8 protein-coding genes and 2 pseudogenes are annotated in these 13229 nt (G+C 67.2%); 8 read left to right on the top strand and 2 right to left on the bottom strand.

Features of this window, described 5'->3' with window-relative positions; translation table 11 throughout:
- Positions 1 to 73: 73 nt before the first annotated feature.
- Positions 74 to 514: a glycine zipper 2TM domain-containing protein gene (locus tag JWP60_RS09405; protein WP_299789684.1), complete on the top strand. Its 441-nt coding sequence runs from the start codon at positions 74 to 76 to the stop codon at positions 512 to 514.
- 168 nt (positions 515 to 682) lie between these two features.
- Positions 683 to 937: pseudogene (locus JWP60_RS09400) on the top strand (alpha/beta hydrolase); the annotation flags it as partial.
- A gap of 28 nt (positions 938 to 965) precedes the next feature.
- On the opposite strand, the gene JWP60_RS09395 reads toward JWP60_RS09400, so the two are convergent.
- Positions 966 to 1403: a hypothetical protein gene (locus JWP60_RS09395; RefSeq protein ID WP_299789681.1), complete on the bottom strand. Its 438-nt coding sequence runs from the start codon at positions 1401 to 1403 to the stop codon at positions 966 to 968.
- A gap of 292 nt (positions 1404 to 1695) precedes the next feature.
- Between JWP60_RS09395 and JWP60_RS09390 the strand changes: the two genes are divergently transcribed.
- Genes JWP60_RS09390 through tehA form a run of 5 tightly spaced genes read left to right on the top strand, consistent with a single transcriptional unit; the run spans position 1696 to position 6640 of the window.
- A complete protein-coding gene (locus JWP60_RS09390; RefSeq protein WP_299790185.1) occupies positions 1696 to 2367 on the top strand; it encodes an HD domain-containing protein in 672 nt (223 codons plus the stop codon).
- Positions 2368 to 2402: 35 nt separating this feature from the next.
- Positions 2403 to 3647: a molybdopterin-dependent oxidoreductase gene (locus tag JWP60_RS09385; RefSeq protein ID WP_299789678.1), complete on the top strand. Its 1245-nt coding sequence runs from the start codon at positions 2403 to 2405 to the stop codon at positions 3645 to 3647.
- A gap of 16 nt (positions 3648 to 3663) precedes the next feature.
- Entirely contained in the window at positions 3664 to 4053 is a 390-nt protein-coding gene (locus JWP60_RS09380; RefSeq protein ID WP_299789675.1) for a cytochrome c, read from the top strand.
- Positions 4054 to 4070: 17 nt separating this feature from the next.
- Positions 4071 to 5639 carry a catalase gene (locus JWP60_RS09375; protein WP_299789672.1) on the top strand — a complete coding sequence of 523 codons (1569 nt, stop codon included), beginning with the start codon at positions 4071 to 4073 and terminating at the stop codon, positions 5637 to 5639.
- A gap of 2 nt (positions 5640 to 5641) precedes the next feature.
- Positions 5642 to 6640 carry a dicarboxylate transporter/tellurite-resistance protein TehA gene (gene tehA / locus JWP60_RS09370; protein ID WP_299789669.1) on the top strand — a complete coding sequence of 333 codons (999 nt, stop codon included), beginning with the start codon at positions 5642 to 5644 and terminating at the stop codon, positions 6638 to 6640.
- A 60-nt stretch (positions 6641 to 6700) separates the two neighbouring features.
- On the opposite strand, the pseudogene JWP60_RS09365 reads toward tehA, so the two are convergent.
- A pseudogene (locus JWP60_RS09365) lies at positions 6701 to 7042 on the bottom strand (DUF305 domain-containing protein); the annotation flags it as partial.
- A 170-nt stretch (positions 7043 to 7212) separates the two neighbouring features.
- Here JWP60_RS09365 and JWP60_RS09360 point away from each other — a divergent pair.
- Positions 7213 to 13137 (top strand): AAA family ATPase, encoded by a 5925-nt coding sequence (locus tag JWP60_RS09360; RefSeq protein ID WP_299789666.1) that lies wholly within the window; start codon positions 7213 to 7215, stop codon positions 13135 to 13137.
- Positions 13138 to 13229 lie beyond the last annotated feature (92 nt).

The raw sequence follows: 13229 nt of genomic DNA, 5'->3' as shown, positions 1-13229 counted from the left end.
TAACGCGGCTGGAATCGCCGTCGATCCCAATCGGGCTGCGCCGCCTGGCGTACCACCCAAGAAAGGAATACCCGTGAAACTTCCCGCATCGGCTTTGGCGGTGATCGCAGCCCTTGGCATGCTCGGGGGCTGCGCCTCCGACGCACCCTTCGCATGGAACGACCGTCCTACCAATGTGGAGCGGGTCGAAACCGGCGTGGTCGAGCGCATCGAACTGTTCCGCGACGGGGAGTCGGCGCCCACCGGCCTGGGTGCAATCCTCGGTGGCGTCGCCGGCGGCGTGATCGGCCACCAGATCGGCGGCGGGGTCGGCAACGTGGCCGCGACCATCCTCGGCGCCGTGGGCGGCGCGGTCGCCGGCAACCACATCGAGCACGCGAACGCGCGCGACCGCTATCGCATCACCGTGCGGCTGGACGGCGGCGGCCAGCTCGAGGAAACCGAGGTCGGCGAGGGCGAACTGCGCGTCGGCGACCGCGTCCGCGTGGTGAACAACCGCGTGTATCGCGCCTGACGCGATGCGGCCCGTCGCGAGCCCCGGCTGCATTTCAATCGCAACGATCCCGGCTCGCCGAACCGGCGCCAGTCGTCGGGCCTTCCTGATTCGCTGGAGGACTTTGCAATGAAGACACTGCGGAAATTGATGATGATCGCCCTCGGCCTGGTCTCGGCGCTGTTCTTCATGGCGCAAGCGTCGGCACAGTCCGCACGGCCAGCACCAGCGCGCAATGTGGTGCTGGTGCATGGCGCGTGGGCGGACGGCTCCTCCTGGAGCGAGGTCATTGCGCGCCTCCAGGCGGCGGGCTTGCAGGTAACCGCTGTGCAGAATCCGCTGACATCGCTCGCCGACTCCGTCGCGGCGACGCGCCGGGCGCTGGCACTGCAAGATGGACCCACCGTGCTGGTCGGCCATTCCTGGGGCGGTACCGTCATCAGCGCCCGAAGCTCATGTGACCCGGCCGGCGTCAGTCGTCGCGCGTTCCTGAATGCGCCATCCTGGCGCGGATGCGCTTGACCAGCGTTGCCAGCAGCAGGGCCGCGGTTGCCGACGCCGCCAGCTGCGGCGAGCTTGCGAGCAGCTGCGCGAGGCTGTCGATCGCTTCCACGCTGACTTGCTGCACATGCTGCGCCAGCGCGACGACGTCGCCGGCCTGCACCCGCCCGAGCTCGTCGAGCTGGATGTGGAACTCACGGCCGCTGCGAAACCGGATGGCCGCAAAGATGCCATGGGCGATGGCGACCAGCGAGAGCACGCCCAGCGGCCGCATCAGCAGCTCCAGCATCCGCCCGCGCTCCGTGGGCGCCGCCACCTCGTAGACCTGGCCGATCAGGTCGGGGATGGCGTGTTCCGGCGGTTCGCCGCCCATGCCGGGCGCCGTTGCTGGCAAGGAATCTTCATTCATGGTTCTGGTCCTTTGCGGCGCGCAGTGAAGCCATGCGCGCGGTGAACATGGTGTCCATGAAACCTGGAGGGCGCATGAAGGTGTTGCGTCGCTGCGTAACAAATCCCGTGGCCCGCCCCTCGCCTCTGGCGCTGGAGAGGGCCATCGTGCCGCATGTGCGAAGTCCCCTGTTGCAGTGGCAGCGCTGTTCATTACGTTCGTGGTCATCGAGCGGCGACTTGAAACGGTTTCGCCACCGTGCGGGCCCACTCTTGCACTCCCCGACAACATGATCGTGGCCACACGAACTGCAATGCACACCAACGCTATCGTCCGGGAAGCGTCGCTCTCCCTCCCCTCCGGCGTAACCATTCCCGACAGCAAGTTGACGCGCGAGGCGACCGAACTGGTTCGCGACACGGAGAGCGTCCTCCTGTTCAATCATTCATGCCGCGTTTATTGCTTTGCCTGTGCAGCCGGCAAGCGCAAGGGCCTCGCCTTCGATCAGGAACTGCTGTATGTGAGTGCCCTGTTCCATGACATGGGCCTGACTCCGGAACACAGCAGCGCGACCGAGCGATTCGAGGTCGACGGCGCCAACGCCGCCCGCGAGTTCCTTCGCAGCCACGGGATCTCCCGGCAGGACATCGACACGGTGTGGACTTCGATCGCACTCCACACCACGCCCGGCATCCCCCAGCACATGCATCCGGTGGTTGCGTTGTTGACCAGCGGTGTCGAGATGGATGTACTCGGCATCGCCTACGCGGAATTCTCCGACGCCGAACGCGAGGCGATCGTCGCGGCGTTTCCGCGCACCGAGCACTTCAAGGAAGACATCATCCAGGCCTTCTACGACGGCATCAGGCACAAGCCCGGTTCGACCTTCGGCAACGTGAAGGCCGATGTGCTGGCGGACAAGGAGCCGAACTTCCGGCGCGCGAACTTCTGCAGTCTCATCCGCGGTTCGCGGTGGGTGGGCTAGCACGGGTCGTTCGACCTGATGCTGGAGACGATGCGATGCCGCAATCCAACTTGACGCCGGCGCGGCTGGCCCGGCGGCGATTCCTCGAGGGCGTGGGCGGCGCCGGTCTGGCGGGGCTGTTCGGCGCGTCGGCCGGGCCGGCGAGGGCGGCGTCATTCGCCGAGCTTCCCTTTGCCAACGGCCGGCGCGAACTGGTTGCGAATTTCCCGCAGAAGGGCGAGCTGCTGCTGCAACGCACGCGACCACCGCTGCTCGAAACGCCCTGGGAAGTCTTCGACCGGGGCGTGTTCACGCCCAACGACCGCTTCTACGTGCGCTGGCACCTGCCCAATATCCCCGGCACGGTCGATCCCGCCACCTTCCGCCTCAAGGTCCGGGGGCAAGTACAGCGGCCGCTGGCGTTGACACTCGATCAACTCGTGCGCGAGTTCGAGCCGTTCGAGATGGCCGCCGTCAACCAGTGCTCGGGAAACTCGCGCGGGTTCTTCAGCCCCCGCGTGCCTGGCGGCCAATGGGCCAACGGGGCGATGGGCAACGCCCTCTGGCGAGGGGTGCGGCTGAAGGACGTGCTCGATCGCGCGGGGGTCAAGGGCGGGGCCCTGCAGGCTCGCTTCAATGGTCTGGACACGGGCCTGCTGCCGCAGACGCCCGACTTCATGAAGTCGCTCGCCATCGACCATGCGCGTGACGGCGAGGTCATGATCGCCTACGCCATGAACGGCGAGCACCTGCCGCTGGTGAATGGCTTCCCGCTGCGCTTGGTCGTGCCCGGGTGGTACGCCACCTACTGGGTCAAGATGCTGGCCGACATCGAGGTGCTGGCCCAACCGGACGACAACTTCTGGATGACCCGGGCCTACGTGATTCCCGACACGCCGTTCGCCAACATGGCGCCCGGACAGCAGGGAGTGAACATGGTGCCCATCAACCGGATGCCGCCGCGCTCGTTCTTCACCAATGTCAAGGACGGCGCCTTGCTGGCGCCGGGACGAACGACGAGCGTGCGCGGCATCGCCTTCGGCGGCGACACCGGGTTGGCAAAGGTGATGTTCTCCGCCGATGCGGGCGGCCGCTGGCAGGAAGCGCGGCTTGGGCCCGACCATGGAAAGTACGGCTTCCGGCAGTGGGAAATCCCGTTGCGCCTGTCGTCGCCCGGCGCGCACACGCTGATGGTCAAGGCGATCAACACGCAAGGCATTGCGCAGCCCGCCCAGGCCAACTGGAACCCGTCGGGCTTCCAGCGCAACGCAATCGAGTCGGTGTCCGTGCGGGCGGGCTAGGCGGCGAGGGACGATCATGAATGCGAAGCTGCGCAATGCTGCCTTGGACGCAGTGCTGTCTCCCATCTTTGTCCTGGTGGTCGCGGGCGGCCTGCTGTGGATGGGCGCCGATGCCGCACCCTCGGTGGAGGGCGCGCAGACGGCAGCCGACGCGGCCTGGACCAGGCTCAGCGTCGAACTGCCCACGAGCGAAGCCCGGTTCCCGGCCGCAAGCGGCGCGGACGTCGCCAATGCGCAATGCCTCCTTTGCCACTCGGCGGGCATGGTCCTGCGCCAACCGCCGCTCACGCAGGATCAATGGAAGGGCGAGATCGAAAAGATGCGCAGTTCTTACGACGCTCCGCTGCCGGCGGATCAGGTCGAGGCGCTGGCCAGGTACTTACAAGCAAGCGTTGGCCGCAACTAGTCATGACAAGGAAACCAATGTCGAATCCCGAACGCTTCACCAATGCAACCGGTGCTCCCGTACCGGACAACACGAACATCCTGACGGCCGGCCCTCGTGGTCCGGCCCTGCTCCAGGACATCTGGCTGATCGAGAAGCTCGCGCATTTCGATCGCGAGGTCATTCCCGAGCGGCGGATGCATGCCAAGGGCTGGGGCGCACATGGCACCTTCAGGGTGACGCACGACATCACCAGGTACACCAAGGCGTCCATGTTTTCGGCGATCGGCAAGCAGACGCCCATGTTCGCGCGCTTCTCGACCGTCGCCGGGGAACGCGGCGCCGCCGATGCGGAGCGCGACATCCGCGGGTTTGCCGTCAAGTTCTACACCGAGGACGGCAACTGGGACATCGTCGGCAACAACACGCCGGTGTTCTTCTTCCGCGATCCCCTGCGTTTCTCCGACCTCAATCACGCCATCAAGCGTGACCCCCGCACCGGGCTGCGCAGCGCCCACAACAACTGGGACTTCTGGAGCCTGTTGCCGGAGGCACTGCACCAGGTGACCGTCGTCATGTCCGACCGTGGCATTCCCAGGTCGTTCCGGCACATGCATGGCTTCGGCAGCCATACCTATTCGATGATCGACGCAAGGAATGAGCGCAGCTGGGTGAAGTTCCACTTCCGTTCGCAGCAGGGAATCGAGAACCTCACGGACGAGGCCGCCGCGGCGCTGGTGGCGAACGACCGGGAGACCCACGGCCGGGATCTGCTGCAGGCCATCGACCGTGGCGACTTTCCGCGCTGGACGCTCTTCATCCAGGTCATGACGGAGCAGCAGGCCAGGACCCACAAGCACAATCCCTTCGACCTGACCAAGGTCTGGCCCAAGGGCGACTATCCGCTGATCGAAGTGGGCGTGATGGAGCTCGATCGCTATCCGGACAACTACTTCGCGGAGGTGGAACAGGCGGCCTTTTCGCCGGCGAACGTGGTTCCCGGGATCGGCTTCTCTCCCGACAAGATGCTCCAGGCGCGGCTGTTCTCGTATGGCGACACGCAGCGTTATCGCCTGGGCGTCAACTTCAACCACATCCCGGTCAACGCGCCGAAGTGTCCGGTGCATTCCTATCACCGCGATGGCCAGATGCGCACGGATGGAAACCTGGGAGCAACCACGTCCTATCACCCGAACAGCGCGGGATTGTGGGACAACCAGCCCGAGTACGCGGAGCCGCCGCTCGCGCTCGAAGGCGACGCCCGCCACTACGACCACCGCCTGGAAGAGGATCACTGGGAGCAACCGGGCAATCTCTTTCGCAAGATGACGCCCGAACAGAAGCAGCTGCTGTTCGACAACACCGCGCGTGCGATGAACGGCGCCTCCCGGGAGGTCCAGGAAAGACATGTGGCGAACTGCAGGAGGGCCGATCCGGCCTATGGCGATGGCGTGGCGCGCGCCTTGAAGGATCCATCGGAAATCACGATCGGCGGCGTCGCGGCGGGGCTGATGACGGCGAAGGGCAAGTTCGGCGCCACGGAGACAGTCGATCGCTTCGCCAGCGCCGTCGCCGTCACTGTCGCCAGGGACGCCACCGGAGGCTGACCGTGGGAGCCATCGCCGTGCCGGCCTCGTACTTCGGGATCGTCCTGGGGCTCGCCGGGCTGGGCGGCGCGTGGCGTCATGCGGCGCACGTCTGGGGCATGCCAGGAGTCGTCGGTGAAATCCTGATGCTCCTGGCCGCTGTCACCTGGTTGCTGCTGCTGGCGCTTTATGCGGCCAAGTGGATGCATGCGCGCGCGGATGCGCTGCAAGAGCTGGGGCATCCGGTCCAGTGTTGCTTCGTGGGCCTCATCGGCGTCTCGACCATGCTGGTCGCCACGGCCGCTCTTGCGTACTCGCGGCTCGCCGCGCAGATCCTTTTCATTCTCGGAGCGGCCTTCACGATCGCTTTCGCGGTCTGGCGAACCGGCATCCTGTGGCAAGGCGGCCGCGATCCCGCCACGACGACCCCGGTCCTCTATCTCCCGGCAGTCGCCGGCATCTTCGTCACGGCGACGGCCGCTGCTGCGTTCGGGCATGGCGATTGGGGGCGGCTCGCGTTCGGCGCCGGACTGTTTTCCTGGCTCTCGATCGAATCCGTGCTGCTGCATCGGCTGTACACCGTGGCCAGCATGCCCGCTGCACTGCGCCCAACCCTTGGCATCCAGCTCGCCCCGCCGGTGGTCGGAGCGGTTGCCTATCTGAGCGTGACGCCCGGTGCGCCCGACCCGTTCGCTTATGCCATGCTGGGGTATGGCTTGCTGCAGGCCGTCCTGATGCTGCGTTTGCTGCCCTGGATCCGCCAGCAACCCTTTGCACCTTCCTACTGGGCCTTCACCTTCGGCGCGACCGCGCTGGCCACCGCACCGCTTGCCATGGTGGAGCGCGGGGCCACGGGCGCCGTCGGGACGATCGCGCCGTATCTCTTCGTCGCCGCCAACATCGTGGTCGGACTGATCGCAATCGCGACCGTGCGTCTCATGTTCCAGGGACGCTTGCTGCCGAGGATCCACACGCAGCAGGGCACGCCGATGATCCAGCCGGATCCGAGCAGTCCTCCATGAGTGAGCCTGCCGGACCCGTGCTGGAGCGCCTGCGAAGGCGGTTGCCTATCTCGGCGCCTTCTGCGCCAGGGCCTCCTGCATCGCCGGGATCTGCTGTTGCTGCGCGGTGATGATGTCTTGCGCGATATGCCGCAACTGCGCGTTGCGACCGTAGCGCAGTTCGGATCGGGCCATGTCGACCGCGCCCTGGTGATGCGGCACCATCATCGCGACGAAGTCCGCGTCGACGTCGCCGGAAGGTTTGACCTGCATGGCCTTCATCATCTTCATCATCGCGGCATGATTGTCGGCGAGGAAAGCCGTTTCCCCTGAACTTGCGGCAAGCGCTGTGGCGCCGGCGGCGAGCAGCAGTGCGAACAGCGCCGCGCGCCGGGCGCGGGCAGGGCGGAGATGGGATTGCATGCGCGTTCCTTTGTATCGAGCGTCGACCAGGACATTGTCCGGCGCAGGCGCGATGATCGCGTTTCGGCTCGGCGCGCTTGCATGTCAGGTGCAGTGCGCGCCGGCTTGGCGGCAGGGGCGATGGATGACAGAATGACCGCCCTGAGCACTCAGCACGCGAGGTTCCCTCCATGAGCGAGCAGTCCGCGTACGTGCTCGAGCCTCTGCGGAACGACCACGAGTTCACTCTCTACCGTGGCCGGTATGAGGGCTACCCGTTCCCCGTCCTGGTGTTGGCTCCCGCCGCCGAACAACCGGCGCCCCGCTGCCTGCAACGGCTCGAGCACGAATACACGCTCGCGGCCGAGCTCGAGCCCGCATGGGCGGCCCAGCCGCTCGCGCTCGCCCGCCACGGCGTCCGGCCTGTCCTCGTGCTCAAGGACACGGGCGGCGAGCCACTGGACAGCCTCGTGGGAAAGCCGATGGAGTTGCGTCAATTCCTGCGCATCGCCATCGGCCTGTCGGCCGCGCTCGGGCGGATGCACCAACGGGGCCTCGTGCACAAGGACCTCAAGCCGGCCCACGTCCTCGTCGACGTCGCGAGCGGGCAGGCCTGGCTCACGGGCTTCGGCATCGCGTCGCTGCTGCCGCGCGAACGCCAGCCTCTCGAGGCATCGCAGGCCCTCGCGGGCACGCTCGCCTACATGGCGCCCGAGCAGACGGGCCGCATGAACCGCTCCATCGATTCGCGCAGCGACCTCTATTCGCTGGGCGTCACGCTCTACGAAATGCTCACCGGCGGGCTTCCGTTCACCGCCTCGGACCCGATGGAGTGGGTGCATTCGCACATCGCGAAACGGCCGCTGCCGCCCGCGGACCGGTGCTCGGAGATTCCGCCACAGCTGTCGGACATCGTCCTCAAGCTGCTCGCCAAACTGGGTGAGGAGCGCTACCAGACAGCCGGCGGCGTGGAGGCCGACCTCAGGCGCTGCCTCGCCGAACTGGAGTCCGTGGGAGGCATCGCTTCCTTCCCCGTCGGGACGAGCGACATGCCGGACCGGCTTGTCGTTCCGGAGCGCTTGTACGGACGCGAGCGCGAGATCCAGGCGCTCACAGCCGCCTTCGATCAGGTCGTCGCCACCGGCGCGCCTGCCCTGGTGCTCATCTCCGGGTATTCGGGCATCGGCAAATCGGCGGTCGTGAACGAGCTGCACAAGGCGCTCGTGCCGTCGCGCGCCCTGTTCACGTCCGGCAAGTTCGACCAGTACAAGCGCGACATTCCTTACGCAACGCTGGCCCAGGCGTTCCAGAGCATTGTCCGGTCGATTCTCGGGCAGAGCGATACGGAGCTCGCACTCTGGCGCGACGCGCTGCTCCAGGCGCTCGGCCCCAACGGCCAGCTCATCGTGAACCTCGTGCCGGAGCTGGAGCTCGTGCTCGGGCCCCAGCCCCCGGTCGCGGCGCTGGCACCGCAGGATGCCAAGAACCGGTTCCAGATGCTGTTCCAGCAGTTCGTTGCCGTCTTCGCGCGACCGGAGCACCCGCTCGCCTTGTTCCTCGACGATCTGCAATGGGTGGACGCCGCAACGCTGGACCTCCTCGAGCACCTGCTGACGCATTCCGAGGCGCGGCACCTGCTGCTGGTCGGCGCCTACCGGGACAACGAAGTCGATGCCGCGCACCCGCTCAGGCGCACGCTGGCAGTGGTTCGCGGCGCCGGCGCGCCGGTGCACGAGATCGTGCTGTCGCCTCTGGTGGCGGAGGATGTGGGCAGGCTCATTTCAGACGCGCTCCGCTGCGAGCCCCGGCGCGCGCAGGCGCTCGCGCACCTGGTCCATGAGAAGACCGGCGGCAATCCGTTCTTCGCGATCCAGTTCTTCGCGGCCCTCGCCGATGAGGGCCTTCTCGCGTTCGACGCCGCCGCGCCCGGGTGGCAATGGGATGTGGATCGCATCCGCGCCAGAAGCTACACCGACAACGTCGTGGAGCTGATGGCCGGCAAGCTGCGGCTCTTGTCCGCGTCCACCCAGGAGGCCGTGCAGCGGCTCGCCTGCCTGGGCAACCTCGCCGAAGTCGCCACGCTGACCCTGCTCGCAGGGGGATCGGCGGCGCAGATGCATGCCGGATTCCGGGAAGCCGTGCACGCGGGGCTCATCTTCCGCCAGGAGAGTTCCTACAAGTTCCTGCACGACCGGATTCAGCAGGCGGCCTATTCGCTCATTCCCGAAGGGCAGCGGGCCGAAGTCCACCTGCGCATCGGCCGCGCGCTGCTGGCCGGCCAGGCGGCGGACGGGCTCGCCGAGCACGTGTTCGAGATCGTCAACCAGCTCAATCGCGGCACCGCGCTGATCACGTCGCGGGACGAGCGTGAGCGGCTGGCTGAGCTCAACCTGCTCGCCGGCCGGCGCGCGAAGGCGTCCGCCGCCTATGTCTCGGCGCTCACCTATCTGGTCGCCGGCGCGGCGCTTCTGGCCGAAGACTCGTGGGAGCGGCGCCACGAGCTCACATTTGCACTGGCGCTGGACCGGGCCGAATGCGAGTTCCTGACCGGCGCGCTGGCGCAAGCGGAGCAGCGCCTGACGGCGCTGGCGCAGCGCGCGGCAACGACGGTCGAACGCGCGTCGGTCGCGTGCCTGCGCATCGATGTGGACCTGACCCTCGACCAGAGCGGCCGCGCGGTGGCGGTCGGCCTGGCCTACCTCCGGCACTTGGGCTTCGACTGGTCGCCGCATCCGACGGCGGAGGACGCGCGCCGGGAATACCAGCGGATCTGGTCTGCGCTCGGAGACCGCACCATCGAGGCGCTGGTCGACCTGCCCTTCATGAGCGATCGGACGTCCCTCGCCACCCTGGATGTGCTGACCAAGCTCACGGCCCCTGCCTGGTACACGGATGCGAACCTGCTTTCGCTCGTCATCTGCCGGGCCGTCAATCTCAGCGTCGAGGGCGGCAACTGCGACGCCTCATGCTTTGCCTATGCGACGCTTGGCTTGCTCGCCGGACCGCACTTCGACGACTACCAGGCCGGATATCGATTCGGCCGGCTGGGCTACGACCTGGTCGAGCAGCGCGGGCTGAAGCGCTTCCAGGCCAGGACCTACATGAATTTCGGCAACGTCGTCTTGCCGTGGACCAAGCATGTCCGCACCGGCCGCGACCTGGTGCGGCGCGCGTTCGAGGTCGCGAACCAGGTTGGTGACCTCGTGTTTGCGGCGTTCTGCTGCCATCACGTGAACACCAACCGGCTCGCGGCGGGAGACCCTCTCGATGAGACCCAGGCCGAGGCCGAGCGCGGCCTGACTTTCGCGCAGAAGATGCGCTTCGGTCTTGGCATCGACCTGGTGCTGCCGCAGCTCGCGCTGATCCGGACGTTGCGCGGCTCGACCTCGAGCTTCGGCTGCTTTGACGACGAGGAGTTCGACGAGCGCCGAATCGAGCGGCACTTCTCGGAGAATCCGAACCTGGCGATTGCCGAGTGCTGGTACTGGATCCGCAAGTTGCAGGCGCGCTTCTTCGCCGGCGACCATGCGGCCGCCATCGAGTTCGCGGAGCGGGCGCAACCGCTGCTGTGGACATCGCCGTCACTGTTCGATACGGCGGAGTATCACTTCTACGGGGCACTCGCCCGGGCGGCATCCTGCGACGGGGCGATGGCCGACCAGCGACGGCGGCATGTCGATGCCCTGGCCGCGCACCATCGCCAGCTCGAGATCTGGGCGGCCAATTGCCCGGAGAATTTCGGCAACCGCGCCGCACTCGTCGGGGCGGAGATTGCCCGGATCGAAGGTCGCGCCCTCGACGCCATGGACCTTTACGAGCAGGCGATCCGTTCGGCACGCGAGAACGGGTTCGTCCACAACGAGGCCCTCGCCAACGAGCTGGCGGGCCGCTTCTATCTGGCTCGCGGTCTCGAGAAGAACGGGCTGGCCCACCTGCACGACGCCCGCGCCGGCTATGCCCTGTGGGGCGCCGACGGCAAGACGAAGCAGCTCGATCGGCTCTATCCGCATCTGGCCGCTCCGGAGCGGCACCGTACCGCAGCCGGCAACGGTCTCCCGCTCCAGCATCTTGACGTCGCCAGCGTCGTCAAGGCGTCGCACGCCATCTCCGGCGAGATCGTGCTCGGGGACCTGATCGACAAGCTGATGCGCATCGTGCTCGAAAACGCCGGCGCCCAGACCGGCCACCTGCTGCTTGCCCGCGATGGGCGACTGGTTCTCACGGCCGAAGCGGGCGTCGAGCAACAGACGATCCATGTGAGCGTGCCGCCCGGCGAGGCGCCGCCCGAATCGGCGGTGCCGGCATCGCTCATCAACTATGTCCGGCGCAGCCAGCAGCGCGTGCTGCTGGCCGACGCCACGCAGCCGCACCTTTTTTCGGCCGACCCCCACTTCGCCCGCGGGCAACCGAAGTCGGTGCTGTGCCTTCCGATCATGCGGCGATCCGCGCTGGTGGGCCTGCTGTACCTGGAGAACCAGCTGGCGACGTACGCCTTCACGGCGGAGCGGCTGGCGGTACTGGAGTTGCTCGCCTCCCAGGCGGCGATCTCGCTCGAGAACGCGCTGCTCTACGACGACCTGCGGCAGGAAAACCGCGAGCGCAAGCAAGCCGAGGAGGCGCTGCGTGAGCGCGAAGCGCGCATCCGGCGGCTCGTCGAGTCCAACATCATCGGCGTGCACTTCTGGGACCTGGCCGGGGGCCTCAGCGAGGCGAACGACGCGTTCCTGCAGACGGTCGGCTACTCCCGGGAAGATCTGCTGTCGGGGAACGTCAGTTGGGCCGGCATGACGCCGCCCGAACATCGCGCCGCGGACGCGCGCGCGATCGAAGAACTGGCGCACACCGGGGTTTTCCAACCCTACGAGAAGGAATACATCCGCAAGGATGGCGGACGCGTCGCGGTTCTCATCGCCGGCGCTTGTTTCGAGGGGGCCACCGATCAAGGGGTGTCGTTCATCCTGGACGTGACCCGGCGCCGGAAGGCGGAAGCCGAGCTCGCGCACAGCGAGGAAGTCCTGCGCGAGCAGGCCAGCCTGCTCGATCTCACGCACGACACGGTCATCGTTCGCGACATGCACGATGTCATCACGTTCTGGAACCACGGTGCCGAGGAGCTGTATGGGTGGCGCCGGGACGAGGTGGTCGGCAGGATCACGCACCAGCTCCTCGAAACGCGTTTTCCCGTGCCGCTTGCCGAGATCGACGCGCAGTTGCTCCGCACCGGCCGCTGGGAAGGCGAGCTGGTTCACGCGAAGCGGGACGGTGCAGAAGTGGTGGTGGCCAGCCGATGGGCCTTGCAGCGGGACGAGAGCGGCACCCCGATTGCGGTCCTGGAAACCAACAACGACCTGACCGAGCAGCGGCTGCGCGCGCACGAGCGCGAGGAGATGCAGCGGCGGCTGCAGCAGGCGGCCAAGATGGAAGCCGTGGGCCGGGTCGCGGGCGGGATTGCGCACGACTTCAACAACGTGCTGAGCGGGATCCTCGCGTACGGCGAGACGCTGGTCGAGGACACGGCGCCGGCTTCGCCCCTGCGGCGCTATGCGCAGAACGTGGTCACGGCCGCGAACCGCGGCCGGTCGCTGGTCGAGCAGATCCTCCTTTACAGCCGCAGCCAGCGCGGCAAGCGTGCAGCGGTCGACATCGCCGGCGTGGTGCAGGAGACGCTGGAACTGGTGAAGGCCTCGCTGCCGGCCAACCTCCGGGTCGAGGCGACGCTGCCCGCGTCGCCGCTGGTCGTCTCAGGGGATGCCACCCAGCTCCACCAGGTGACGATGAACCTGTGCAGCAATGCGATCCACGCGATGGCCGCGGGCGGTATCTTCCAGGTGGTGCTCGCCGTCGAAGACGTCGCCGCCCGGCGATCGCTCTCGCACGGAACGCTGGCTGCCGGCCGCCATGTGTGCCTGACCGTCAGCGACCACGGGAGCGGCATGGACGAGGCCACGCTCGCGCGCATCTTCGAGCCGTTCTTCACCACGAAGGAAGTCGGCCGGGGTACCGGTCTGGGCCTCTCGATCGTCTACGCGATCGTCGCCGACGCGGGCGGCGCGATCGACGTCAAGAGCGAGCTGGGGCAGGGCAGCACTTTCGCAATCTACCTGTTGCCGATGTAGTCCGCACGTAATGCGGTCGTCGCCGTCGCATTCATATCCTACGTGCATCCGGTCGCAGGCGCTGATTTCTCAGGCCTGCGTTGAACCGGATG

The sequence above is a fragment of the Ramlibacter sp. genome, assembly GCF_028291745.1.
GTDB lineage: Bacteria > Pseudomonadota > Gammaproteobacteria > Burkholderiales > Burkholderiaceae_C > Ramlibacter.
The sequence above is the reverse complement of the archived record's forward strand: the minus strand, read 5'-3'. Positions and strand labels throughout refer to the sequence as shown.